Source organism: Tardiphaga sp. 768_D3_N2_1 (assembly GCF_052076105.1).
Lineage (GTDB): Bacteria > Pseudomonadota > Alphaproteobacteria > Rhizobiales > Xanthobacteraceae > Tardiphaga.
Genome location: NZ_CP197245.1, coordinates 412,951 through 436,647 on the forward strand (window position 1 = coordinate 412,951; position 23,697 = coordinate 436,647).

Sequence of the window (23,697 nt, forward strand, 5' to 3'; positions counted from 1 at the left end):
ATGAAACGCATTGCACCTATCGACATCGCGGGTGGCATCCTCGTCGTCGCCTTTCTCGCATTGCTGCCCATGTTCGCCGCCAGCAACTATCTCACCGGCGTACTCACGGTTTGCGTGATCTACGGCATCTGGGCATCGAGCTGGGACTTCATGTCCGGCCTCACCGGGCGCGAGAACTTCGGCCACTCGCTGTTCATCGGCGCCGGCGCCTATACCGCCGGCTTCCTGTCCTCGATCTGGTCGACCAATCCGTGGATCAGCCTGCCGCTCGGCGTGGTGATCGCCATCGCCTTCAGCCTGCTGGTCGGCTTCCCGACGCTGCGGCTGCGCGGGCCTTATTTCGCGCTGGCGATGCTCTCTGCCTCGGCCATCCTGCAGCGGCTGTGCCTGATCTTCTGGGAATATACCGGCGGCGAGGAAGGCATCTATGGCCTCGACCCGCTGATGAAGACGCCGCTGCACTATTACTGGTTCGTGCTTGCGATCCTGGTGGTGACGGTGATCGTGCTGACACTGCTGGCGCAGTCGCATTGGGGATTGCTGCTGCGCGCAATCCGCGGCGACGAGGCGACCTGTCAGGCCGCCGGCATCAACGTCACCTTCTACAAGATCGTGTCGCTGATGATCTCGGCGGGCTTTGCCGGTCTGGGGGGCGCGCTCTATGCACACTACCAGCTGCAGGTGTCGCCGCCGCTGTTCTCTGTGGTGGTGTCGATCACGGTGATCATCATGGTCTATGTGGGCGGCATCGGCTCGATCTATGGCGCCGCCGTCGCAGCGATCCTGCTGACGCTGCTCACCGAGATGCTGCGCGGCTTCGGCGAATACCGGCTGTGGATCTACACACTTACGTTGATGCTGATCCTGTTCTTCCTGCCCAATGGACTGATCGCGCCGCTCTGGCGCCGACTGACGGAGCGCCTGCGATGACTGATCTTCTCGAAGTCAACGGCGTGACCAAACGCTTCGGCGGTCTCACCGCCGTCAAGAACGCCAGCTTCACGCTGAAGAAAGGCGAGTTCACAGGAATTCTTGGTCCCAACGGTGCCGGCAAGACGACGCTGTTCAACATCCTGACCGGTTTCATGCAGCCGACCACGGGGACGATCCATTTCAACGGCGAACTGGTGCGCGAGCTGGCCCCCTACAAGGTGGTCAATCGCGGCATGGCGCGCACCTTCCAGCTGACACGGCCGTTCGTCGGCATGAATCTGCTGGAAAATGTGCTGGTCGCCTGCATGTCGCCGCGCGCCAGCGAGGACAAGGACAAGGAAGCGCGCGCCAGCTATCTGCTCGCCCAGGTCGGTCTCGGTGGACGCGACAAGGAGCCGGTCGAGACGCTGCCTTATGGCGACCTGCGGCGACTCGAAATCGCCCGCGCGCTGGCAACCCGCCCCGACCTGCTGCTGCTGGATGAGCCCTTCGCAGGGCTTGGCAGCAGCGAGATCGAACAACTGGCACAACTGATCCGGCGGCTACATCGCGAGGAGAACCTCACTATTTTGCTGATCGAGCACAAACTGCGCGAGTTCATGGCGCTGGTCTCGCGCGTGATCGCGATGAATTTCGGCGAGATCATCGCCGTCGGCCCGCCGGAAGAAATCGTGAAGAACGAGAAGGTGATCGAAGCCTATATCGGCAAGACGGAGGAAGCCCATGCCTCTGCTTGAAGTCACCGATCTCAAGGTCAGCTACGGCAAGGCGCTGGCAATCGAATCCGTCTCGATCAGGGTCGAGAAGGGCGAACTGATCGGCGTGCTCGGCCCCAACGGCGCCGGCAAGACCACGCTGCTGAAGGCCATCTCACGCAGTATCGCCTCGCAGGGCACGCTGAACTTCAAGGACGCGTCGCTGCATCCGATCGAGCCGTATAACGTCGTCGCCAGGGGCATCTGCCACTGTCCGGAAGGGCGCAAGCTGTTCTCGGAATTGTCGGTGCTGAAGAACCTGCAACTCGGCGCCTACCTCCGCAAGAACAACGCCGACGTCGAGAAAGATCTGGAGCGCGTCTTCGCGCTATTCCCGGTGCTGCGCGAACGGCAATGGCAGCAGTCGAGCACGCTGTCTGGTGGTGAGCAGCAGATGGTGGCCATCGGCCGCGCACTGATGGGACGTCCGGAACTGCTGCTGCTGGATGAGCCCTCGGTCGGCATCGCGCCGCGGCTGAAGGGACTGATCTTCGACTCGATCCAGCAAATCCGGAGAGACGGCACCGCCATCCTGATCGTCGAACAGGATGCGACGTCAACACTGCGGATCGCGGATCGGATCTATGTGCTGGAACACGGCCGCACGATCCGCGAAGGAACGTCCGCGGAGATTGCTGGAGACAAGTATATTCAGCAGATTTATCTGGGGGTGTAGTTCTCGGGTGTCGTCCCCGCGAAGGCGGGGACCCATAACCACCGTTGGCAAAGCAGAAGCGGCAGAACCGCAGCTATCATATTCCAATTGTATTTTCGGCGTGTATGGGTCCCCGCCTTCGCGGGGACGACAACTACAAAGCCCTGCGAGTAAAGCCTTACGCTTTCCGCGTATACAGATGAAACCCGCCATAGATGCCCGAGCGATCAGCAGCCAGACCTTCGGCGCTGCGCGCCTCGTCGCGCTGCCACGTCTCACGCAACGATGCATGTTCCGGATCATCCAGCGGTGACTCAGCGCCGGCCGTGCGGAAGATCACGCGGATGCCGTCCTTGCCAGCGCGGTCGATCGCGTCCCACAGCGCACGGATTTCATCCGGCGCCATCCAGTCCTGCGAATCCAGCAGCACGACCGCGTCGATCTGGCGGGCTGGAAGGCTCTCCAGGAACACGCGCAGATTGGCATGCACCGGCGTGACCAGAGCGGCGCGACTGGCGGTGTCGGCGTAGCGGCTCTGCTGCAGGTACAACGGCAGGCATTTATCGCCGGGACCAACATAGCTGCGACTCAGCGCCTGCCAGGCGAAATAGTTGTTGGCGTTCGGATGCACGTCGATCAGAGCGAGCAGACGTTGATGCAGCACTTCGTTGAGTGGCTGGTTGCCGCCCAGCAGCGTGCGCTGCTGCGGCGGGATGCCGAGGCTGAACAGCAGAGCCGGTGTTTTCGTCATCAGGCGGGCCAGCCGCGAATGAAACAGCCAGTGCAGGCGCTCCAGCGCCCGCTTGCGCGCCGGCGACTGGGCGTCGTCGTGCAGCAGCGCCTTCAGATCGATCCGGGCGAGTTTCGCGAGCGTGTGCGCAAAGCCGATGAAGCGACCGAGCGCGCCGTGACGATAGAAGCCGTCACTGAAGTAACCGTAGCGCGGGCGGCCCTGGATATCGCGCTCATCCCAATAGCCGCGCGCTTCTGCGTCGAGCAGCGGGCGCAGCCGCTCGCGATAGAGGCCGACATTGCTATCGGATGCACCTTCGCCGAAGAACTTCCAGAAGTCCTGATAGTTCGGCAGCGCGCGCAGGCCGGCAAGCTTGAGCTTGAGCAGCGACAGATGCGCTTCGTTGAGATCGACCGCATAGACATGTTCGGGCTTCGCCGACAGATAGGACAGCGCATTACAGCCGCCGCTGGAGATGGTGACGATCGTCGAGCCGGGCGCCAGTTTCAGCGCCGCCATGTCCGCCTCGGGATCTTCCCAGATCTGGGTGTAGACCAACCGACGGAACCAGAAGGCAAACAGCCTGTCCCAAATCGTCGTTTCCTCGCGACCACGGCTATTGCGAACGGCGTCAGCGATCAGATGCGTATTCATCGGCTTCTTGGACCCTTCGAATCGACAATCTGAAATTTTTATCAAGCGCAGACTGCGGTTTTGCGACAGTCATTCTAAATTTCGGGCGCTTCACGCGACGAAACTACTGTCACACCGCTGTCGTGTTGCGATGAAATGGATCGCTCATGCTCGAGCGATGAGGTGCGCCATGACGATTGTCTCCGAATACGAAGACGGCGGTCAGCCCGCGTGGTCGAACGAAGCTACGCATCGCATGAACCGGATGTATCGCTGGCAGCGCTTCATCTATGACGCGACGCGCCGGTACTATCTTCTCGGCCGCGATCAGCTCATCGCCGAACTCGCGCCTGCGCCGGATGCAATGGTACTGGAAGTCGGCTGCGGAACCGGGCGCAATCTGGTTCAGGCCGCGCGGAAATATCCCCAGGCAAAATTCCACGGTATCGATATTTCGACCGAGATGCTGACCACCGCAATCGCCTCGATCGCCCGCAACGACCTCGCAAATACCGTCCGCGTCGCCCATGGAGATGCGACCAGTTTCGATCCGGCACGCATCTTTGCCGTTCCGTCATTCGATCACGTCATGATTTCCTACAGTCTCTCGATGATCCCGAGCTGGCAGGATGTGCTCGATCACGCCGTATCGCAGCTCAAACCCGGCGGGCGACTACACATCGTCGATTTCGGCCATCAGGAGCGGCTACCAAAGATCGCCAGCAAGCTGCTGCTACGCTGGCTGACACTGTTCGACGTGACGCCGCGCCGTGAGCTTCTCGATGTGCTGAAGGCGCTCGCCGAGCGTCACCACGCCAATCTCGATTTCAGCCGCCCGTTCCGCGGGTACGCACAGTCCGCGGTGCTGACACTGCCGAGGTAATTCAGGCGAGCTTGCGCCTGTTTACGTTTCGATAGGCTTCGACCGCTCCGAACAGTGCAAGCGACAGCACGAACGGAATCAGGTGATAGAACAGCCGGAACAGCAGCAGCACAGCCAGTAACTGCTCGGTATGTTCGCCGCCGAGCCCGACCAAGATCGTCGCATCGAACACGCCGATGCCGGCGGGTGCGTGGCTGGCGAATCCCAACAGCGTGGCAGCGATGAAGACGACGATCACCTGCGCGACGCCGACATCCATCGTCTCGGGGATCAGCACATACATCGATAGTGCCGCCGCTCCGAGATCGACGAGGCCGATGCCGATCTGGAAGAACACGTTGCGCCCGCTCGGCACCGGCACCGACCAGTTGCGGCCACCAAGCGTGCGGATACCGTTCCACGTCCAGCCCACATACGTGATGATACCCACCAGAATTGCCACCGCGATGAAGCGGTTGATCTCGGGCGAAAGCTGATCGATCCGGCTGATGGCGCCTGGCTCGTGCAGGGTGCTGAGCGCCAGCGCGGTGAGATTGCCGAGCCAGAAGGTCAGACCTGTCAGAAAGCAGATGCGCGCGACGCCGGCGGCGCCGATGCCATGCGGTGCATAGATCCGGTAGCGCACCGCCGATGACACCAGCAGCACGGCGCCGGTTCCGTGCGAAATGGGATAGCTGGTGAAATTGGCCAGCGCTGCAATCCTGAAGGGAATGTCCCCCCGCCCGATCATCTGAAGCGCCAGCCAGTCATACAGCGTCAGGCTGCCATAGGAGATCGCCACCAACACCAGCGAGAGCGCGATGCTGCCTGGCGGTACCATGTGCATGGCAGATAGGACATGGGCGAAATCCACGCCCTTGAGCGCCTTGGTCAGCGCCATAAACGCGATCGTAGCAATTGCTATGCTAAGGAGCGCGCCAAGCCACCTCCAGCTGAGGCGCGTACGCATCAGCTGCATGATATTTTTCAATGCGGGTGGCACATCGGTCTACTTTTCATTAGGTCTGAGCACGCCGTGATTCGCGCATGTGTTCGCGCGTTCTGTTGCACGTCCATGTGACAGCTGCGCAAAAGCAGCGTTTTGGCGTCGCCCAACAATCCGGTGATTTCCAGATTTCGCCCCCGCCATGTCGCATCAAGGTCATGCGGGGTCCGTAAGTCATACGCATTGAATGCACTGATTCATCCAAGCAGGACACCATGTCGACCGAGACCGAATATCAGCTGACCGAAAACCAGTGGGACACATTGCGGATGCTTCGCCCCGCGATCCTGCCACCGGCCAAGCTGAACCGTTACGTTCTCGATCAGCTGGTTGCGATGGGACTGGTTGCGCTATCGGACGCTGATCCGGCGCTGACACCCATGGGCCGCGCCGTGGTTCTGCGCGGCTGTCCGCGACTGTGGGATCTGGCGGCCTAAACCGAGGCTTTCGCCGTCAGGGCGCATCCGCCCGCTGAAGCAGAAATGCGAGCGCATCCTCGCAGCGCTCTTCGACCTTGAAGCTGAGAAACTCGTCGGCGCGCGTGCGGCCGAGATTTACCGCGGCGATGGGAATCTCCGCGCGCACCGCCGCTTGCACGAAGCGAAAGCCGGAATAGACCATCAAAGACGAACCGGCGATCAGCATGGCATCGGCCTTCCGCAAGTGGCCGAGCGCAGCATCGACGAATTCGCGCGGCACGTTCTCGCCGAAGAACACGACATCCGGCTTGAGGATGCCGCCACAGATCTCACAGGCCGGCACGACAAAGGATGCGAAGTTGACGCCCTCCAGATCGGCATCGCCATCGGGCGCAACGGCCGCATCGAGGTCCAGCCATCCTGCGTTCAAGCGCCCCATCTCGTGCTGGAATTCATCGCGCTGGATCCGGCGTTCACATCCCATGCAGCGCACGAGATCGAGCCGGCCGTGAAGGTCGATGACCTTCTTGCTGCCAGCGGCCTGATGCAACCGATCGACATTCTGCGTGAGCAGAACCTCGCATTTGCCGATCTGCTCGAGACACGCCAATGCGTGATGCGCATCGTTAGGCCGCGCCTGGCCAAATCGCCGCCAGCCGATCAGGCTGCGCGCCCAATAACGCTGCCGCGTCAGTTCCTCGCCCATGAAGGCCTGAAAGGTCACAGGCTGCGTGCGCTTCCAGTTGCCGTCAGTGTCGCGATAGTCGGGAATGCCCGAATTGGTGCTGCAACCGGCGCCGGTCAGGACAAAAAGACGTTCGTGGCGATCGACGAAATCGCGAAGGGCATTGGGTGGGGTCATGCGGGGACGTTTATCTCTCGGCGGCAAACCATGCCAAACCGCCGCGAACGCGGCATCCAGGACTGCATATGTGGGGACGGAATTCGGCGAGTCCACCATGCGAGATCACGCCATGGCGTCGAATATCGCTGGCGAGTGGATGCGCCGGTTGGTTTGAGACGGAAATCGGGAGATAGGCGCCACTAAGGGCCGTAAGCTCTTGAAATCATGGCCGGAGTGACAGGATTCGCCCCTGCGGGCCCTGAACAAACCTGAGCGGGCAATCCGATAGGAAGGGTCGCGGCCGCGCGCCAACTTGGAGGAAGCGCGCGGCCGCGGCGCCGCGAGAGCTATGACAGCCTCGTGGCGGACTCCTTGCGGCGAACCGCTATCGTGTTTTGAGCGCGAAGCCGGCTTCGCTACCCAACGATCGCTTTGACCTCGAGATATTCTTCAAAACCGAAAACCCCGAACTCGCGTCCGTTACCGGACTGCTTGTATCCTCCGAACGGAAGGCTGCGGTCGAATGCAGCGCCGTTGAGGTAAACGCGTCCTGCACGGATGCGATTGGCGACGGTGCGCGCCCGGTTGCGGTCACGCGATTGCACGAAGCCCGCCAGCCCGAACGGCGTGTCATTGGCGATCTCGATGGCCTCGTCCTCGCTGTCATAGCTCATGATCGACAGCACGGGACCGAACACCTCCTCGCGCGCAATTCTCATTTGCGACGTCACATCGCCGAACACCGTGGGGCGAACGTAATATCCGCGATTGAGCCCAGCCGGCCGGCCCGTTCCGCCCGTTACCAGGGTCGCGCCCTCGTCGATGCCGGACTGGATCAAATCTTGTACTTTCCCGAACTGTGACTGGCTCACCAACGGCCCCATGGTGGACGCCGGATCGAGCGGATCACCGAGACGTATGCTGCCGACGGCCTCGCTTGCGGCAGCGAAGGCTTCGTCGCGCTGGGCGCGCGGAATCAGCATACGCGTGGGCGACTGGCAGTTCTGGCCCGCATTCGTGTAGCAGGCGTGAACGCCCTGTATCACAGCAGCTTTCAGATCGGCGTCCGGAAGGATGATATTGGCGGACTTGCCGCCCAGCTCCTGCGCAACACGCTTGACCGAGTCGGCCGCCAGCTTGGCCACCCGGATGCCGGCGGCTGTCGATCCGGTGAATGACACCATGTCGATCTCTGGATGGGCGGCGATTGCCTCGCCCACCGTCGGACCATCGCCGTTCACCACATTGAACACACCCGCTGGAAGGCCGGCATTGTGCACGATCTCGGCGAACAGCATGGAGCTCAGCGGTGCGATCTCACTCGGCTTGAGAATGACCGTGCAGCCGGCGGCCAGCGCTGGCGCGACCTTCGAAGCCACCTGATTCAACGGCCAGTTCCACGGCGTGATCAGGCCGCAGACACCGATCGGCTCGCGGCGAACAACCCCGCCTCCCATCGGTTCCTCGAACCTGTAGTCCGCAAGCACGCGCGCAGCCTCCTCGAAATGGAACAGCGCAACAGTCGCCTGGCGTTCTGTCGCAAAGGTGATCGGCGATCCCATTTCCAGCGTCATCATCCGCGCCAGTTCCGGCAGACGCGCCCTGAAACCTTCGATGATCCTTTGAAGATAGACGAGGCGGTCTTGCACGCTCACTTCCGAATATGTCGCGAAGGCGCGGCGGGCCGCTTGCGCGGCCCGGTCCACATCCTGGCGGGAGCCCAGGCTGATCCGCGCGAAGGCCTCCTCCGTCGCTGGATTGAAAATTTCAAGGGTTGACGGTGTGACCGGATCCACCCAGGCGCCGTCGATATAGAACTTCAGCTTGTCCATCTTCTCCACCCGTGACGCCTATGCGAGGCGTAGCCATTGTGTCCGGGGCTCGTGTCCCCGCCGTCGCTGTCTCGCTGCAACTCCCGTCGCCGCAGTCTAGAGATGCCGGCCCTCGTCCACGGGCACGACGATCCCCGTCGAGCTCGTCAGGTTGACGATGCAGGCCATCACCGCTCTTGCGACATCGTCCGGCGTCGTGATGCGGGCCAGCGGGAGTTTCTCCGCGACCCGCTGCAACTGTTCCCGCGTCCGCCCGGCGACGAAATCCGTATCCACGCCCGCCGGCGAGATGGAAAACACGCGGATTCTAGGCGCGAGCACTTTCGCGAGCGCAATCGTCAGCGCGTCGACGCCCGCCTTGGCGGACAGATAAGCGAGGCTGCTTCCGAGCCCGGTGCGGGCAGCAATGGACGAAATGTTCACAATGGCAGCGCCGCTGCCGCGCTCCAGCAGCGGACGGAAAGCGCGCACCATCGCGAAAGGCCCCCGCAGGTTGATGGTCACGGTACGGTCGAAGATTTCGTCGGTCAGCGCGTCGAGATCGTTGGCGGGCACAGGCGTCGTCGCGCCTCCACAATTGACCAGCACATCGAGCCGGCCATACTCCTTCTCCACCCGCGCCGCGGCTTCGGCGATGGAGGATGGATCGTCGATCGCGATGCGCAGAGCGAGATGCCCGGTGCCCTGCAGCCCGCTCACGACATCTTCCGCCAGTTCCTTGCGGCTGTTGTAGCCGACCACGACGGCCGATCCGCCGGCGGCAAGGCGCGCCGCCGTCGCCTTGCCGATCCCGCTGCTGCCGCCCGTGACGAGGGCCACGGCGGGCGTCGATAGCGCGGGAACATCGATGCGGATCACGTCAGTCACTTCATCACTCCCGATCGTCAGGCGACATGCCTGCACTCAGCGCAAGCAGGACAGCGCGACACCGCGTCCTGCCGCTCCTTGCTACATTGCGATTTTTGCCGCCTCGATCACCGGCCGCCACTTGGCGAGTTCGGCCGCGACGAATGCCTTGAGATCGTCCGGCGATCCGCCGACGCCCAGCAATGCGTTCTGCGCGAGAATAGCCTTCCCCTTTTCACTCTGGAGAAAGCTGTTCACGATGCTGTTCAACTTGGCGACGATCTCGGGCGGCGTTCCGGTCGGCGCGACCATGGCGTACCACGCTGATGCCTCGAAGCCCTTGAAGCCCGTCTCCTGCACTGTCGGCACGGCAGGCAGTTGCGCGGCGCGCTGGCTGGTCGTGACGGCAAGCGCCTGAATTTTTCCGGAGCTGACCAGCGGCACATAGGTCGGCATGAAATCGATGGCGACATCAATCTGGCCGCCGAGCAAATCCGTCATCAGCGGCGATGTACCGCGATACGGCACATTGGTCATCTTGACGCCGACGGACCTCTGCACCAGTTCCGACGTGATGTGTCCGAGCGTGCCGTTGCCGGGATGTCCCACATTGACCTTGTCGGGATTCTGCTTCGCATAAGCGATCAGCTCTTCGAATGTCTTCGCCGGAAATTCGGCGCGCGTCGTCACAATGAGCGGAGACTTGGCGACGAGAACGACCGGCGTGAAATCCTTTTCGGAATCATAGGTCATCCCTTTATACATCAGCTTGTTGAGCGCAATCGGCGCAGGCGTGCCGAACAGCAGCGTGTAGCCGTCAGCGCTCGCCTTGGCCACGGCGGCACCACCGATGCTGCCACCTGCCCCCGCACGATTGTCGACAATGAACTGCTTGCCGAGCGCCTCGCTCAACGCCTGACCGACGGCGCGCGCGAGCGTGTCGACGGCGGATCCTGCGGGAAACGGCACGATCATGGTGACCGTCCGCTCCGGCCATCCTTGCGCGACAGCACTGTGAATGGGCGTCAAAGCGAACACGAGACCGCACAGGCCAGCTATCAATGCACGCATGTTTCCTCCGATTTTATGCGCAGGCTGTGCCCGCTTGTTCGGCGCCGTCTTCCGCAGCGCTTTCCCTGTTCGATGTCCTACAATTAAACCGCCATCGAAGTTGCGGAATGTGCCGCCGTTCCGCTGTACGGCACGGCTTGCTCACGCGCTTGCGTGAACAGTCCCCCGGCAGACCTGCCGGGGGCCTTTGTTTTCAACACCGATCCGGTGGTCGATCAGGCTCAGAACGATCGCAGGATCTGAACCGCGCCGTTGTAGAGGTTCTGATCGCGGATGGCGTAGGATGTGCCGGCTGGCTTGCCGACGACGTTGCCGGTGTAGGTACCACCCAGGTTTTGATCCAGGCGGCTGTAGATGAATTCCGCCGAGAGCGTCAGATTCTGAACGGGCGTCCAGGCTGTTCTGGTGCCGACCTGCGTGGTGGCAAAGTCGAAGTTGTTGGTGGTCCCGGACAGAACGCCAGCAGACGAAGCCGCTGCCGAGGACGAACTGGTGCCGAACCCCCGCGTCGTCGAAGCGAAGGCTCCAGCCAACAGAGCGTTGCCCGCGTCGCCGTAAGAGATGTGGCTGTAGTTGGCGAACAGAGAGGTGCGCCACGCCGGGTTCCAGTAGTGCTCGAAGAAACCGCTGACTTCCCAGGCCGAGCTCTGCACGATCTGGCCGCCGGGCGCATAGACGCCATCGAGAACGTAGCCGAAGCCAACCGTGTTGCCATCGAACTTGGCGAACCGCCCGCCGCCCAGCGTATCGACGGTGCCCGCGAAGACGTATTTCGCGGCGCCCTTGGCATAGGAAGCTTCCAGCTTGAGGCTGTCGCCCGCGCCGGTAGGCAGATTCTTGAACTCGACAGCACCACTCACAGCGAAGCCATAGGCATCGTCCGGGTGGCCCGAGGGTTCATTGGTGTAATATTGAGCTGTCGCCTGATGCAGGGCTGCGGCGAAATGCAGCGTGCCCCATGCCTGATCGAGGCGCAGGTTGCCGACAACGTCCGGCATATGGTTGCCGCCGGTGGCATTGCCGAGGAACGTGTTCGACGACGAACCGTAGAATGCGCCGGTGAACTGCGAGGCACCGGGCGCCACGATGAACGTGTTCACGTTCCACAGGCCGGCATTGCGATAGGGCGATGCATTCTCGAGCGAGATGGTGCCGGAGACGCCGTTTCCGAACGACGCCGTATAGGCCAGCTGCGGGATGCCAGTCGCGTTGTTGGAGCCCGCGAAGAAACCGGAGGCAATGGTCGGCTTGGCGAGCGCCCATTGCGGGTCGAACTGCGAGACGGCCTTACCGAAGGTGAAACCTGCGAACTGGATGAACGCGAAATCCACCTCGACGAAGCCGCCGGCGATGCTTTCACGTCCCTGCGCGAAGTCGAAATGAATGTTGGAGAATGTGCGAAGCAGACCATATTCGGTCGCCGTGCGCGTATCCGTGGTCAGCGTCAGGCGCGGCTTGGTGTTGAAGTAATCTTTTGTGTAGAGATTGTTGCCGCCAGCGCCGCCGAACCAGTACGGCACATCATAATTGCTCGTGGCATTGAATGCGGTATCGATGCGAAGTGCACCGCCGATCTTGATGCAGGTGTCGGTGCCCGGGATGTAATAGAAGCCCGCGCCGTAAAGCGAACAGATCTTCACATATTCGACCGCCTTGGCCTTCACCGGCAGATCGGCTGCATGTGCAGCGCCGATCGCGAGAATTCCTGCCGCCGAGCCGAGAACAAGAGTCTTGATAGTCGTCGTCATTATAGCCCTCCGAATTGCCTTCGTTTCCTCAGTTAAATCTTACTTGGCCGCGCATCGCCGGCTCGCACTCATTGTTCGCGAGCGCGTAACACTGTTTTGATATAAGATATTGATGAGATGATCAGTCTGTCAACGACGACGGCGAATTCCCGACCGATGATGAACGGAGTGTGTCATTCGCGTTGCATTGACGCACAAATGAAGGGCGCCGTTTCGTCTTCGCGAACAACTATCAAAACTCATGCGCGCTGCGCGTCGAGAACGACGATCGCGAGGCCACCAATGGAGCTCGTATTGCCTCGCTGCAACGGTGCCAGCGATCGCTTTTAGTGAGTCGCTCTGCAAATGCAGCGCGTGCCACGGCTCGCGCACGCGCGGTGATATCATCAGGTGTATACGGCCGCGGTCCGACATGGTCGGCGTATGAATGCCGCCCTTATTGTCGAGCCTGCGTCATTTGGTCCCGCAGCGGATGCGGACTACAGTTCGACGCATCCTGTCAGCTCACCCCGCCATCGGCGATGATCGTTCGCCCGGTCAGCCATTTCGCGTCCGGCGACGCCAGAAACAGCGCGACACCGGCGATGTCGTCGGTCTGCCCGATGCGTCCGAGTGGCGTCATCGCCGCGATCCCCGCGCCGCGCTCGGCCAGGATCTGCGTCGTCATGTCAGTTTCGATCACACCAGGCGCGATCGTGTTGACTGTGATCCCGCGCGGGCCGAATTCCTTGGCGAGCGCATGCGACAGGGCAGCCACCGCCGCCTTGGAGGCCGCATAGATCGAAGTGGTCGGGATTGGCCGGGTAGCGAGCGCGGAGGAGAAGTTGATGATGCGTCCACCCGGCGCGGCCAGATGCGGGAGCGCCGCCTGAATGACCGCGATCGTGCCAAGGACATTGGTATCGAAGGTGGCGCGGAATAGTTCGGAGTCGATCGCCTCGAACGGCCGATATTCCGCGATACCGGCGCAATTCACCAAGATATCGAGATGACCGAACCGGGCGATGACCTGCGCGATCATTGCTCGCGCATCGTCCGGATTGGAAATGTCACCGGCAACGCCGATGCCTTGCGCTCCCAATGCGGCGATATCACCGAGTACCGCATGTGCCGCTGCAGATTCATGGCGGTAGCCGATCGCCACGCGACTGCCCACGCCGGCAAATCGCCGTGCGATCGCAGCTCCCATCCCGCGCGAGCCGCCCGTGACCAGCACGACCTTGTCGCGCAACGAATCCCGGTCGGAATGCCCTTGATCGCTGGTGCTCATGATCTGCCTGCTGCGGTGAGAGTGACTGCTGTGATGCTGGCATGCGACGCCGTGTCTTCGACTGCCTGCTGCAATCGCATGATCCATTGCCGCAGATACAAGTCGCGGCCTTCGGCATCGACACGCGGCGCTGCGTAAGCGACGAACGGTTCAAGAGCTGTCATGCCGAGATACTCGATCATCAGGCGCTGTGCCGGCCACAGCACGGTCTGGATATCGCCATAGGCATCGCCAGCCGAAAACCGTTGCTGGGTGCCGCCGGTGCTGAGGCATAGTAGCCCGCGCTTGTCGGGAAAGAAGCCACTGGCAAAGCGGCGGCCGTCGGCATAGGCGAACCCATAAGCGAGTACGCGGTCGAACCAGCCTTTCAGAATGGCGGGCATTCCGCCCCACCAGATCGGGTAGAGCCAGACGACAAGATCGGCGTCGCGAAAGCGTTTCTGCTCACGCACGAGGTCGGCCGCAAAGCCATCGTTCCCATACGCATGGGCTTGCTCGGTCTGATAGTGAAACCGCTCCGCGTTCGCCACGGCATTGAAGTCGTGCCGGCCGGCGACTGGATCGAATTGCTCGGCATAGAGATCGGACACCACTACCGTGTGGCCAGCCTGCCGCAGCGTCGCGACACCGGCATCCTTCAGGGCGCCAGTGAACGACGTTGGCTCGGGATGTGCGTAGACCATCAAGACATTCATCGCGATACTCTCATCGGCATCTGCCTCGGATCAGGCGCTCTTCGCCCTGCCGGCGAACAATCCACTCGGGAAGAACAGGAGGACGATGAGCAGCACCGTCAGTGCCACGATGTTCTTGAAGCCGGCGCCGAAGAACACGATGGCGCCGGACTGGATGACACCGAGAAAGATGCCGCCGACCAGCGCTGCTGGCGCACTCCCGAAGCCCCCGATGATCGCCGCGATGAAGCCGTTGATGCCGAACGGGCCGCCGACGCTGTAGGCCGTATATTGCGTCGGCGTGATGAGAATGCCGGCGGCTGCACCAAGCGCGGCGCTGAGTGCAAAGGACACGATCAGCATGCGCTCGACGGGAATGCCCAGCAGTGCTGCCGCCTCGCGATTCTGCGAACAGGCTCGCAGCGCCCGCCCCATCCGCGTGCGATTGAAGAACTGCGTCAGAGCGAACACCATCAAGGCCCCGCATCCGAGCACCCAGAACAGCTGATAGCCGATCGCGATCGGCCCGATCTTCAGCGGTCCGCCGGAGGTGAATTCCGGATAGGTCCGTGGTTGATCGCCCAGAGTGAGTATGACGACCTGCTCGATCAGAAGCTGGATGGCCAGAGTCGCGAGAATAATCGCGAACAACGGCGCCTTGCGACGCCACATCGGATTGATGATGGCAATCTGGACCAGCACGCCGATGCCCGCAACCAGGATCGTGGAGAGCACCGCCGAGACGTAAATCGGCAGTCCGAATTGCGTCAGCAGCGTATGTGCGAACATGCCGCCGAGCATGACGAACACGCCCTGCGCGAAATTGACGATGCCGCTGGCATTGTAGATGACGCAAAATCCGATCGCGACCAATCCGTAGATCAGTCCGATACCGACGCCGTTGACGAGGCTCTGGACGAGTTCGACTGCGCTAGGCATGTGCTGCCTCCTCTACGCCGAGATAGGCGGCAATGACTTCGGGATGAACCTTGATTTCGTCCGGCGTGCCTTCGGCAATTTTTCGGCCGAAATCGAGCACGGCGATCCGGTGTGCGATCCGCGTGACCAGACCGACATCGTGCTCGATCAGCAGCACCGTGGTGCCCTGGCGATTGATCTTCTGGATGATATGCGCGAGCCCATCGGTCTCCTGCGTATTGAGCCCGGCGGCCGGCTCGTCGAGCAAGAGAAGTCGCGGCCTAGATGCCAGTGCGCGCGCGACTTCAAGCAGACGTTGCTGGCCATAGGGCAGCAGCTCGGCATCGAGATCGGCCTGCGCGCCGAGCCCGACGAAATCGAGCAGTTCGCGCGCCCGTTCATGAACCTCGGCTTCCTGCCGGCGAAACCAGGACGGCCGCAGCAGCGCAGCGGCGACGCCGCCCCGGGTGGCCAGGTGGCAGCCAACCTCGACATTCTCGGCAACGGACATGCCTTTGAACAACTGCACGAGCTGAAACGTCCGGATCAGCCCCATGGCGGCGATCTGATCCTGGCGCATGCGCGTGGTGTCGCGTCCATCGAAGGCGATTCTTCCCGAGGTGGAATTCAGGAAGCCGGAGATCATGCTGAAGAATGTGGTCTTGCCCGCACCGTTCGGGCCGATGACCGCGAACAGGCTGCCCTGGGGGACTTCGAGATCGATCTCGTTATTGGCGAGCAGCCCGCCGAAACGCTTGGTCAGACCTTTGACCTTGAGGAGAGCCATCGTCACGCCTCCCCTTTGTCTTTGCGTGGGCGAAACAGAGCTCCAAGGGCCGAGAGCCCCTTGGGCGCATAGATCAGCATCAGCAGCAGCACCAGCGCATAGGCGATGTCCTGGAAGCGGCCGGTGCTGCGGAAGATTTCCGGCAGCAAAGACGCAACGATGGCGCCGACGACCGGACCGATCAGCGTGCCGACGCCGCCGACATAGAGCATCGTGAAGGTCACAATGACCATCTGCGGACCGAACACTTCGGGACTAATGAAGCCGACCGTATGCGCGAACAGCGATCCGGCCGCCGACGCATACAGTCCGGCGATGACGAAGGCGATGAGCTTGAAGCGCGAGATACGAATGCCGAGCGCAGCGGCGCCGTTCTCGCTTCCTGAAATGGCGCGCAGTCCGCGGCCAAAGCGGGAATCGCGCAGACGCTGCGAGATCCAGAAACCGACCAGCAGCAGCCCGCCGAGACAGAGCAACTTCAACCTTTCGTCTTCGACGGTCAGGCCGCCGATGCCGAGCGGCGGGATACCGGCATAGCCCATATAGCCCTGGGTCAGACTGGTCCACTGGACCGAGATGTCATAGGTGATGAGGCCCAGTGCGAAGGTCGCCATCGCGAGATAGTGGCCGCGCAGGCGCAGGGTGGGATAGCCGATCACGAGCGCAGCTATTCCCGCAACGCCCATCGAAGCGATGAGGGCGAGCGCAGGCTCCCAATTGTACTGCACGCAGAGAATGGCGCTGCCATAGCCGCCGATACAGGCAAAGGCGTTCTGGCCGAAGGATGCCTGCCCCGTATAGCCCATGAAGAAATTCAATCCGAGGCAAAAGATGCCGTAGATCATCGCGAGCTGCATCACCGTCAGCAGGTAGCCGCCATAAACGAGGACGGCGACGAATAGCAGCACTCCGGCGCCGAGCAGGCCGAGGGAGAAACGATCCAGACGAGGAGCTGGCTTAGGTGAAGTAATAGCGAGCGAGGTCATGATGCGATTCAATCTCCTGTGTCGGCAACTCGGCCCGAACGCTTCCAGAGGCAAGAATGTAAACACGCTGGGCGAGCTTGAGCGCCAGCGGCGCTTTCTGCTCGACCAGCAAAATGCCGAGGCCCTCTTTGTTGAGAGCGCCGAGCGTCGACAGAATTTCGGAGGCGACGCGCGGCGCCAGGCCAAGCGACGGCTCGTCGAGAATGAGCAGCTTCGGATCAGCCATCAATGCGCGGCCGACGGCCAGCATCTGCTGCTCACCGCCGGACATCGACGAAGCAGTCTGGTCGATGCGTTCGCGCAGCCGTGGAAACAGGGAGAACACCTTCTCCAGCTGCCGCTCGGTGTGGGCCTGCGGTCCGGACAGTTTGTAGGCGCCCAGTTGCAGGTTCTCCCGCACGCTCATGTCACCGAACAAACCGCGCCCTTCCTGCACCATGATGATGCCGAGCCCGGCCAGTTCATGGGTGCGCAGATGGGTAACGTCCCGGCCGTTGAAAACAATCTGGCCGGTGCTGGCGATCAGCCGCGTGATGGCGCGGAGCAAGGTTGTCTTGCCCGCCCCGTTCGGCCCCAGAATGGTGACGAATTCGCCCGGGGCCACATGGAGCGCAGTCGACCGCAGCGCTTCGATATGACCATAGCGCGCCGTGAGATCGCGCACCGCGATCAGCGGGGTGATGTCCGCCGCCGTCATTTCTTGAGAACCAGAACGCCGTCCTTCACGGACGCGATCACATAGGGATTCCTGGTGATGCCAATATGGTTCTCGGCGCTGAAGTCGTAGGACGCGCCTGCACCATCGTAATGGCCGAGTTTCTCGAAGGCATCGCGCACGGCCATCCCGTCGGTCGAGTTCGCCTTCTTCATGGCGGCGGTCATCATCATGATGGAGTCCCAGGCGCGTGACGCCTGCGCGTTGTCGGACTTACCGAACTTGGCTTTCATCGCCTTGACGAACGGCTCCGCGGCCGCACGTGCTGCAGGGTCCGTGATGACGCTGATATCATCAGCCGCCACCTGGATGAGGGGCGACGGAACTAGATACTGGTCGCCAAGCACCTTGCCCGCCGAGAGCAAGATATCGAGTTCGTTGATGCTGCCCAGCATCAGCATCTTGGTCAGCCCGAGGCTGCGGATATTGTTAGCGACGGTGACCACCGCATTGCCCTGCCCAAGCATGATGATCGCGCCGGCGCCAGCCGCATTGATGCGCCCGATCTGAACGCTGAAGTCGGCGTCATCCTGCTGGTAGGACTCGTTGGCCACGACGGTGAGCCCGAATTCCTCGGCGCCCTTTTCCGCCAGACCGCGCATCAACAGGCTGTACGGGCTCGGATCGGAGAGAATGCCGACCTTGCGGATCTCGGTCTTGTCCTTGAGGTACTGATAGCGCGCATCCACCTCGAATTTGGGCGGCGGCAGGAACTGGAAGGCCCACTTCTGCTCGTCCGGCTGGCGCGGCAAAATCGAGCAGAGGAACATCGGCAGCTTGGCTCTGGAGACGAAGCTCGCGGCGGCAAAGTTGCCGGCCGAAATGCAGCCGCTGTCGAAGGCTGCGACCTTGTCGTCCGTCATCATCTTGCGATAGACGACCACCGCCTGCTGCGGCGTCGACTTGTTGTCCTCGATCACCAGTTCGAGCTTCTTGCCGAGGACACCGCCTTGCGCATTGACCGCCTCAACGGCGATCTGCATCCCGTCGCGCCAGTGACCGTCGGTCGCCGACCCGTAGCCCGTCAAACCCAGCGACGATCCGATCTTGATCGTTTGCTGCGCAGACGCCGGCATTGCCAGCGTGAGCGCGAACAGCGTGGCGCAAATTGACGCCTTGCGTGGTCTCATGTTTCCGTCCCCTGTCTGTTTTTTCTCAGCTTGAACGCTGATTGCAGATTGATTGGTCTAATGTGCGCTCATCCAACCTTGTCCCGGACATCGCGCAGGCCGGCGGTCGCCGCCTGACGCAGAAAGCCCTGATCCGACGAGAGCACGAAGACGCTGGCACCGAGCGAATTCAGCCAGGCGGCCTCGGTCGCATTGCCGACATAGACGCTGATCGGCTTGTTGGCCTTGCGTGCGGCCTCCGAGATGCGTTCGACTGCGCGCAACACATCGGGCGGATCCTTCGATTCATCGCCAAAGGCCGCGGTCAGGTCACCCCGCCCGATGAACAGCGAGTCGACGCCGTCCACGGCTGCGATGGCGTCAATCTCGTCCAGCGCCACCGGATCCTCGATCTGGGCTACGAACACCATCCGGGCATCCGAATCCGCAATGTGCCGCCACATCGGTATGCCGGAATAGCGACCCGCGCGCGTGCTGGTCGCAAAGCCGCGGCTGCCGCCGCGATAGCGCAACATCGCGGCCACCTCGCGCGCATAGGCCGCGCTCTTGACATGAGGGACGAGAACGCCGGTCGCGCCGCAATCGAGCACCGAGAGAATGGCCTCGGGTCCCGGCACCCGAACCAGCGCCGGCGTGTCGGTTGCCCGTGCAGCCATCAACGCGATGTCGCTGCTGGTACGATCGAATGGCCCATGTTCCTGATCGATCACGACGAAGTCGTAACCGATCTCGCCGAGGATTTCGGTGCCATGACCGGTCGGTGTCTTCAGAAAGGTGCCGACGAGTTTCTGACCGCCAAGCATACGCTGCCGGAATGTGGAAGCAGTTGTCATCTTTGATAATCCTGTTGCCGTTGCTGGGTGGGCTGCCGGTTACGGCATCGGATATTCGTCGGCGTTCAGGATCCAGCCGGGCTTCTGCGAGAAGTCGAGCCGCGGCGGACAGAAGATGTCGACAAGCTGGTTGAAGTCACTTCCACGGGCCTCGGTGGTGTGAATCGAGGGCGGCGGAATGACGGCGATGGACGGCGTCTTGCACAGTTCATGATCGTCCTTGCGCCAGTTCTTCTTGTTGATCGTCCAGGGCCAGCGCAGATGATGAATGAACTCACCCTCCACCGCGAGCGAGCACTGCTCGAAGTCGTCGTGATGGTGCGGCGACAGCTTGCTGGGATCGCGAGGGCCGTTATAGCCGTCGAGATAGTTCACCATGATGGTGGTGCAACGCCAGATGCGACCGAAGCGGCCCGGCTCCGGCGGCACGTCGAGACTGTAGACGCGCAGACGAAAGCCGTCTTTCGGCGCCGGCCACGGCTCCAGCGGTGCGACGTAAGGCTTGGCCGTCGCATAGGAAGCCGCATTGGCGCATTTCGCCGCGAGATCCTCCGACCGCGTGGTGAAGATGCGAACGATCTTGCCGGCTTCGATAATCTTGATGCTGGACCGTCCAGGCGGCACAAACGCCAGAGACCGGCCATTGACGCGCTGCGTGCCGTCCGCCGTGGTGATCTCCACGACCACCTTGGGATCGGACAACAGGACGGCATATTCGTCCGGCTGCTCCTCGCGCGCCAGCACGCCGCCTGCCTTTCCTTCCGTATGCACGAGCAAGAAGTTCTGACCGCGCCCATACCAGCTCTTGCCTGACGGTCCATCCTCCTGCGGCGGCTCGTCATAGAAGCGGAGATATTCCGCCTGGCCGAAAGGGCCCGCAGGCGCTGCGCTTGCAGCTGCGGGCGCAAGCTTGGCCCTCGGATCGGTCGTGTCGTACATGTGGAATCTCCCTTGATGTCAATTCTGGGAACCGGCGTTTCACGATGCGCCGGCCTGAGATTGTGCCTTGTCCGGAAAGCTAACTGGTCCGCGCCGTAGCGACGTCCGCTTCGATACCCAGCGCGCGCGCGGTGTTGCCGGAGACCATCTTGCGGATCTGATCGTCGTCGTAGCCCAGATCCATGCAGAGCCTGATGCCGCGGCGAAAGCCATCGAGCGGGCTGAAGGTCCCGGTCTGGCCGAGGTCGGAGCACAGCATCGTCTGCTCCACGCCCGCGGCCTCGATCTGGTCCCGCAGGTCCTCGGCCTCGCGGCTCTTGAACTTGCAACCGTCGAGAAACATGCAGAGCGAGTGTTCGACGAAGGCTCCCATCGCTGCGATGCCTTTGACGTCATTCAACGACGCATCGACGATGTCCTCCGGATGGGTGAACACCAGACGCTTGACGCCCCGGCGCTGCGCCTCTTCGAAGATCACCCAGGTCTCGCTGACATGCAGGTGGCCACTGGCCAGCACCATGTCGTTGCGCGCGACGATGTCGATAATTTCCTTCATGTCGTCGCGCACCGACTTGTCGTCGTTCAATACCGGAATCGCGGTGACCGGTCGCATCCGCTCGGTGGAGGCCGGGTGCACCCATTGAGCAGACGCCTGCCATCGCAGATGGTTTGCGGCGGCCAGCGTGGGAAGCCAGACGATCCTGCCGCCCAGCGCGGCGGTGTGCTCGACCGCATAGGGGTTGAGACCGCCCACCACATTATTGAGCACGATGCTGGAATAGATCTTCGTCTTCAGCTCGGGAAAATGCTGCCGGATCAACTCGGCCGTCATGACGCCGCTGTAGTCGTGATCCTTGGTGACGACCGCGGCGAAGCCAGCCTGGGAGGCCTGCTGAAGCAACGTGACGTGGTCGATGCCACGCGGCGCGATAGACGGCCCGCTATGCACATGCGGATCAATCGCGCCTTTCAGCAGCGCGTCGATGCGCGCCTCGACCTTGGGGTCAGCTTTCTCTGTCATTCCCTCACCGCATTTTGTCCGACCGTCCGCAAAGACTGTCGATTTCATTGATGTTCGCGAGAGCGGAACATCGTTTCATTTTAGGATACCGGCCGGCGCGACGTCGTGTCAATAGTTTCCGGAATTGCGATCACGAACCTCCACGCATCAATCACATTGCACTTGCAATCCACTCCGCTACGTTGTTCAGCACTCGGGAACATGAAGTTGAGAAACGATGAGCGATTCAGGATCAAGCGGCGTCCACTCCGTGCAGTTGGCTATCGACGTGCTGGAGGCCGTTGCATTCTCCGACGATGAGCTGGGCGTGACGCAGATCGCCGACCGTCTGGGCATGACGAAGGGATCGGTGCATCGGCATCTGCAGACGCTGGTCGACCGCGGCTATCTCACGCAGAATTCCAGCACCTCGCGCTACAGCATCGGTCCGAAAGGCCGGCTGCTCGCCCGGCATGCACCGGATGCGGATCTCATCCAGCTCGCGGAAGGACCGATGCGGCAGTTGCGTGATGCGCTTGGTCATTTCGTCGTGCTCTCCGAGATGACGCCGCGCGGCGCGTTGATCCTCCACAAGCTGTCGGGCACGGCAGCGATTGAACTTGGCGTCCGGCCGGGCAGCGAATTGACCTTCCATGCGTCGGCGCAGGGAAAGGTCCTGCTCGCTTTCGCCCCCAGCCCCATGAGGGCGCGCGTCCTCGCGCAGCCCCTGCAGCGCTTCACCGACAAGACCGTCGTGTCCGTCCGCAAGCTCGAGCAGGAATATCTGGATATCGTGCGTCTTGGATTTGCCACGGCCCCCGAGCAAAGCTTGATCGGAATGAATGCGGTGGCCGCGCCGATCTTCGACGCCCAGGATGCCTGCATCGCCTCGATCGCCATCGTGGCATCGATCCAGGTCCTGCCGGAGAAGACACGGCCATCCGATGTCGCCCAGCTCATCGAGGCGGCACGCCAAATCTCGCACAAGCTCGGCCATGGCCGCGGCGCGCATCAGCCACCGCCCGTCAAGCGCAGCGCGCGGACTGCGCGCCCGCGTTAATGCTGATCGGCAATGTATTTTCTCCAGTTGTCGGTGCGCAGGGGCATATCGGCGAATGTCTTGCGCTGGTCTGCAGCCCTGCCGACCAGTTCGGCAGCGGTCATCTGCTTGCCGCGCAGGTAAGCGTCGAGTTCATCCAGTGCGGATGACAGCACGGCAGCGCCGCGCAGCATCACGGCCGATGCCATCTCCACCGCGCTAGCGCCGGCGAGCATCATGCGTGCGACATCAAGACCCGTACGCGCGCCATTGGTCGCGATCAGCGGCTTGTCGCCGCCAAGCTGTTGCCGCGACACCGCCAGCCAGTGACACGTGAGCGGCAGATTCCAGTATCCACCAACGCCCAGCGTCGTTCCCAGAAAGGGCTGCATCGTCTCGACATCCGGTATGAAGCCGAGCAACCGCCCGGCCATCACCACGGTTTCGCCGCCTGCGCGAAATGCGGCATCGGCCAGGTCCGGCACGCGCTCGCTCTGTCCGGTGATCTTGACCCATAGCGGAATGCCGATCGCCTGCCGTACCGCCGAGACGATCATGGACACTCGCTCGGGATCGAGCTCGGTGGACACGACGCCTTTGGCCTGGCTGGCATAGGGTGTGCCGATGTTCAGTTCGAGGACGCGTACGCCAGCCTGCTCGACCTGTCTGGCCATTTCGATCGTCCGCGCGACATCCGCAACGATCAGGCTCGCGACCGCACAGGCGTCCACCAGTCTGGCTTCGCGATCGAGCCGGGCCGTTTGATCGAGCCATGCATCGAAGCTCTGCGGCGTCAGGCCGGAGCGACAGGCGATGAATGCCGTGTCAGGCGCATTCGGCGTCCACGCCATTTCGCGCCACTCGCTGTCGAGCAACATATATTCCGCTCGCTGCAGCTGATCACGACCACGCTCGGATTCATTGACGGACTTGACCACCACCGCGCCGACGCCGGCGCGCAACGCGCGGCGGACACCTTCAGGGTCGATATGATGCTCGGCTGATCCCGCGATCAGCGGATTCTTGAGGGCCGTCCGACCGACGGTCACGTTAAGACGCGTCATCCCGT

At 62.1% G+C, this 23,697-nt stretch carries 24 protein-coding genes; 6 read left to right on the top strand and 18 right to left on the bottom strand.

The window, feature by feature from the left end; genetic code table 11:
* The 3 genes from AB8A27_RS01985 to AB8A27_RS01995 are packed head-to-tail and all read left to right on the top strand — an operon-like array spanning window position 1 to window position 2,364.
* Window positions 1–930, top strand: coding sequence for a branched-chain amino acid ABC transporter permease (locus AB8A27_RS01985; protein ID WP_441240446.1), 930 nt, complete (start codon window positions 1–3; stop codon window positions 928–930).
* Window positions 927–1,670 (top strand): ABC transporter ATP-binding protein, encoded by a 744-nt coding sequence (locus AB8A27_RS01990; protein ID WP_068733334.1) that lies wholly within the window; start codon window positions 927–929, stop codon window positions 1,668–1,670. Before AB8A27_RS01985 ends, AB8A27_RS01990 begins: the two co-directional genes overlap by 4 nt.
* Complete coding sequence (locus AB8A27_RS01995) at window positions 1,657–2,364, top strand: ABC transporter ATP-binding protein (protein ID WP_441240447.1); 708 nt, start codon at window positions 1,657–1,659, stop codon at window positions 2,362–2,364. Before AB8A27_RS01990 ends, AB8A27_RS01995 begins: the two co-directional genes overlap by 14 nt.
* A gap of 157 nt (window positions 2,365–2,521) precedes the next feature.
* Here AB8A27_RS01995 and AB8A27_RS02000 read toward each other — a convergent pair whose 3' ends face one another.
* Window positions 2,522–3,730 (bottom strand): DUF3419 family protein, encoded by a 1,209-nt coding sequence (locus AB8A27_RS02000; protein WP_092139387.1) that lies wholly within the window; start codon window positions 3,728–3,730, stop codon window positions 2,522–2,524.
* A 169-nt stretch (window positions 3,731–3,899) separates the two neighbouring features.
* Between AB8A27_RS02000 and AB8A27_RS02005 the strand changes: the two genes are divergently transcribed.
* Window positions 3,900–4,592: a class I SAM-dependent methyltransferase gene (locus tag AB8A27_RS02005; RefSeq protein WP_441240448.1), complete on the top strand. Its 693-nt coding sequence runs from the start codon at window positions 3,900–3,902 to the stop codon at window positions 4,590–4,592.
* 1 nt (window position 4,593) lies between these two features.
* Here AB8A27_RS02005 and AB8A27_RS02010 read toward each other — a convergent pair whose 3' ends face one another.
* On the bottom strand, window positions 4,594–5,472 hold the full coding sequence (locus AB8A27_RS02010) for a lysylphosphatidylglycerol synthase transmembrane domain-containing protein (protein ID WP_441240449.1): 879 nt from the start codon (window positions 5,470–5,472) through the stop codon (window positions 4,594–4,596).
* A gap of 320 nt (window positions 5,473–5,792) precedes the next feature.
* Between AB8A27_RS02010 and AB8A27_RS02015 the strand changes: the two genes are divergently transcribed.
* Entirely contained in the window at window positions 5,793–6,014 is a 222-nt protein-coding gene (locus tag AB8A27_RS02015; protein WP_441240450.1) for a hypothetical protein, read from the top strand.
* A 16-nt stretch (window positions 6,015–6,030) separates the two neighbouring features.
* Here AB8A27_RS02015 and AB8A27_RS02020 read toward each other — a convergent pair whose 3' ends face one another.
* From AB8A27_RS02020 to AB8A27_RS02090, 15 genes are all read right to left on the bottom strand, one after another.
* On the bottom strand, window positions 6,031–6,858 hold the full coding sequence (locus tag AB8A27_RS02020) for an NAD-dependent protein deacetylase (RefSeq protein WP_441240451.1): 828 nt from the start codon (window positions 6,856–6,858) through the stop codon (window positions 6,031–6,033).
* Window positions 6,859–7,256: 398 nt separating this feature from the next.
* Window positions 7,257–8,672 (bottom strand): aldehyde dehydrogenase family protein, encoded by a 1,416-nt coding sequence (locus AB8A27_RS02025; protein WP_441240452.1) that lies wholly within the window; start codon window positions 8,670–8,672, stop codon window positions 7,257–7,259.
* Window positions 8,673–8,768: 96 nt separating this feature from the next.
* Window positions 8,769–9,530: an SDR family NAD(P)-dependent oxidoreductase gene (locus AB8A27_RS02030; RefSeq protein WP_441240453.1), complete on the bottom strand. Its 762-nt coding sequence runs from the start codon at window positions 9,528–9,530 to the stop codon at window positions 8,769–8,771.
* 90 nt (window positions 9,531–9,620) lie between these two features.
* Window positions 9,621–10,589, bottom strand: a complete 969-nt coding sequence (locus tag AB8A27_RS02035; RefSeq protein ID WP_441240454.1) for a Bug family tripartite tricarboxylate transporter substrate binding protein — start codon at window positions 10,587–10,589, stop codon at window positions 9,621–9,623.
* A 221-nt stretch (window positions 10,590–10,810) separates the two neighbouring features.
* The gene (locus tag AB8A27_RS02040; RefSeq protein WP_441240455.1) at window positions 10,811–12,337 is read right to left on the bottom strand and encodes a porin; all 1,527 of its coding nucleotides are present in this window, start codon (window positions 12,335–12,337) and stop codon (window positions 10,811–10,813) included.
* Between the two features lie 499 nt (window positions 12,338–12,836).
* Window positions 12,837–13,607: an SDR family NAD(P)-dependent oxidoreductase gene (locus tag AB8A27_RS02045; RefSeq protein WP_441240456.1), complete on the bottom strand. Its 771-nt coding sequence runs from the start codon at window positions 13,605–13,607 to the stop codon at window positions 12,837–12,839.
* Window positions 13,604–14,302, bottom strand: coding sequence for an NAD(P)H-dependent oxidoreductase (locus tag AB8A27_RS02050; protein ID WP_441240457.1), 699 nt, complete (start codon window positions 14,300–14,302; stop codon window positions 13,604–13,606). Before AB8A27_RS02050 ends, AB8A27_RS02045 begins: the two co-directional genes overlap by 4 nt.
* A 30-nt stretch (window positions 14,303–14,332) precedes the next feature.
* Entirely contained in the window at window positions 14,333–15,220 is an 888-nt protein-coding gene (locus AB8A27_RS02055; protein WP_092139405.1) for a branched-chain amino acid ABC transporter permease, read from the bottom strand.
* Window positions 15,213–15,986, bottom strand: coding sequence for an ABC transporter ATP-binding protein (locus AB8A27_RS02060; RefSeq protein WP_441240458.1), 774 nt, complete (start codon window positions 15,984–15,986; stop codon window positions 15,213–15,215). Before AB8A27_RS02060 ends, AB8A27_RS02055 begins: the two co-directional genes overlap by 8 nt.
* Before the next feature lie 2 nt (window positions 15,987–15,988).
* Complete coding sequence (locus AB8A27_RS02065; protein WP_441240459.1) at window positions 15,989–16,972, bottom strand: branched-chain amino acid ABC transporter permease; 984 nt, start codon at window positions 16,970–16,972, stop codon at window positions 15,989–15,991.
* Window positions 16,944–17,669 carry an ABC transporter ATP-binding protein gene (locus tag AB8A27_RS02070; RefSeq protein ID WP_441240460.1) on the bottom strand — a complete coding sequence of 242 codons (726 nt, stop codon included), beginning with the start codon at window positions 17,667–17,669 and terminating at the stop codon, window positions 16,944–16,946. Before AB8A27_RS02070 ends, AB8A27_RS02065 begins: the two co-directional genes overlap by 29 nt.
* Window positions 17,666–18,817 carry an ABC transporter substrate-binding protein gene (locus AB8A27_RS02075; RefSeq protein ID WP_441240461.1) on the bottom strand — a complete coding sequence of 384 codons (1,152 nt, stop codon included), beginning with the start codon at window positions 18,815–18,817 and terminating at the stop codon, window positions 17,666–17,668. Before AB8A27_RS02075 ends, AB8A27_RS02070 begins: the two co-directional genes overlap by 4 nt.
* A 68-nt stretch (window positions 18,818–18,885) precedes the next feature.
* A complete protein-coding gene (locus tag AB8A27_RS02080) occupies window positions 18,886–19,650 on the bottom strand; it encodes an HpcH/HpaI aldolase family protein (RefSeq protein ID WP_441240462.1) in 765 nt (254 codons plus the stop codon).
* A 39-nt stretch (window positions 19,651–19,689) separates the two neighbouring features.
* Window positions 19,690–20,589, bottom strand: coding sequence for a hypothetical protein (locus AB8A27_RS02085; RefSeq protein ID WP_441240463.1), 900 nt, complete (start codon window positions 20,587–20,589; stop codon window positions 19,690–19,692).
* 79 nt (window positions 20,590–20,668) lie between these two features.
* Window positions 20,669–21,610 (bottom strand): DUF6282 family protein, encoded by a 942-nt coding sequence (locus tag AB8A27_RS02090; protein ID WP_441240464.1) that lies wholly within the window; start codon window positions 21,608–21,610, stop codon window positions 20,669–20,671.
* Between the two features lie 217 nt (window positions 21,611–21,827).
* Here AB8A27_RS02090 and AB8A27_RS02095 point away from each other — a divergent pair, with 217 nt between their 5' ends.
* The gene (locus AB8A27_RS02095; RefSeq protein ID WP_441240465.1) at window positions 21,828–22,649 is read left to right on the top strand and encodes an IclR family transcriptional regulator; all 822 of its coding nucleotides are present in this window, start codon (window positions 21,828–21,830) and stop codon (window positions 22,647–22,649) included.
* Here AB8A27_RS02095 and AB8A27_RS02100 read toward each other — a convergent pair.
* The gene (locus AB8A27_RS02100; RefSeq protein ID WP_441240466.1) at window positions 22,646–23,692 is read right to left on the bottom strand and encodes a tRNA-dihydrouridine synthase; all 1,047 of its coding nucleotides are present in this window, start codon (window positions 23,690–23,692) and stop codon (window positions 22,646–22,648) included. The two genes, AB8A27_RS02095 and AB8A27_RS02100, sit on opposite strands and share 4 nt — an antisense overlap.
* Window positions 23,693–23,697 lie beyond the last annotated feature (5 nt).

Coding starts and splice junctions, on each gene's coding strand:
- AB8A27_RS01985 (WP_441240446.1), top strand. CDS start 1: ATGAAACGCATTGCACCTATCGACATCGCGGGTGGCATCCTCGTCGTC.
- AB8A27_RS01990 (WP_068733334.1), top strand. CDS start 927: ATGACTGATCTTCTCGAAGTCAACGGCGTGACCAAACGCTTCGGCGGT.
- AB8A27_RS01995 (WP_441240447.1), top strand. CDS start 1,657: ATGCCTCTGCTTGAAGTCACCGATCTCAAGGTCAGCTACGGCAAGGCG.
- AB8A27_RS02000 (WP_092139387.1), bottom strand. CDS start 3,730: ATGAATACGCATCTGATCGCTGACGCCGTTCGCAATAGCCGTGGTCGC.
- AB8A27_RS02005 (WP_441240448.1), top strand. CDS start 3,900: ATGACGATTGTCTCCGAATACGAAGACGGCGGTCAGCCCGCGTGGTCG.
- AB8A27_RS02010 (WP_441240449.1), bottom strand. CDS start 5,472: ATGGCGCTGACCAAGGCGCTCAAGGGCGTGGATTTCGCCCATGTCCTA.
- AB8A27_RS02015 (WP_441240450.1), top strand. CDS start 5,793: ATGTCGACCGAGACCGAATATCAGCTGACCGAAAACCAGTGGGACACA.
- AB8A27_RS02020 (WP_441240451.1), bottom strand. CDS start 6,858: ATGACCCCACCCAATGCCCTTCGCGATTTCGTCGATCGCCACGAACGT.
- AB8A27_RS02025 (WP_441240452.1), bottom strand. CDS start 8,672: ATGGACAAGCTGAAGTTCTATATCGACGGCGCCTGGGTGGATCCGGTC.
- AB8A27_RS02035 (WP_441240454.1), bottom strand. CDS start 10,589: ATGCGTGCATTGATAGCTGGCCTGTGCGGTCTCGTGTTCGCTTTGACG.
- AB8A27_RS02040 (WP_441240455.1), bottom strand. CDS start 12,337: ATGACGACGACTATCAAGACTCTTGTTCTCGGCTCGGCGGCAGGAATT.
- AB8A27_RS02045 (WP_441240456.1), bottom strand. CDS start 13,607: ATGAGCACCAGCGATCAAGGGCATTCCGACCGGGATTCGTTGCGCGAC.
- AB8A27_RS02050 (WP_441240457.1), bottom strand. CDS start 14,302: ATGAATGTCTTGATGGTCTACGCACATCCCGAGCCAACGTCGTTCACT.
- AB8A27_RS02055 (WP_092139405.1), bottom strand. CDS start 15,220: ATGCCTAGCGCAGTCGAACTCGTCCAGAGCCTCGTCAACGGCGTCGGT.
- AB8A27_RS02060 (WP_441240458.1), bottom strand. CDS start 15,986: ATGGCTCTCCTCAAGGTCAAAGGTCTGACCAAGCGTTTCGGCGGGCTG.
- AB8A27_RS02065 (WP_441240459.1), bottom strand. CDS start 16,972: ATGACCTCGCTCGCTATTACTTCACCTAAGCCAGCTCCTCGTCTGGAT.
- AB8A27_RS02070 (WP_441240460.1), bottom strand. CDS start 17,669: ATGACGGCGGCGGACATCACCCCGCTGATCGCGGTGCGCGATCTCACG.
- AB8A27_RS02075 (WP_441240461.1), bottom strand. CDS start 18,817: ATGAGACCACGCAAGGCGTCAATTTGCGCCACGCTGTTCGCGCTCACG.
- AB8A27_RS02080 (WP_441240462.1), bottom strand. CDS start 19,650: ATGACAACTGCTTCCACATTCCGGCAGCGTATGCTTGGCGGTCAGAAA.
- AB8A27_RS02085 (WP_441240463.1), bottom strand. CDS start 20,589: ATGTACGACACGACCGATCCGAGGGCCAAGCTTGCGCCCGCAGCTGCA.
- AB8A27_RS02090 (WP_441240464.1), bottom strand. CDS start 21,610: ATGACAGAGAAAGCTGACCCCAAGGTCGAGGCGCGCATCGACGCGCTG.
- AB8A27_RS02095 (WP_441240465.1), top strand. CDS start 21,828: ATGAGCGATTCAGGATCAAGCGGCGTCCACTCCGTGCAGTTGGCTATC.
- AB8A27_RS02100 (WP_441240466.1), bottom strand. CDS start 23,692: ATGACGCGTCTTAACGTGACCGTCGGTCGGACGGCCCTCAAGAATCCG.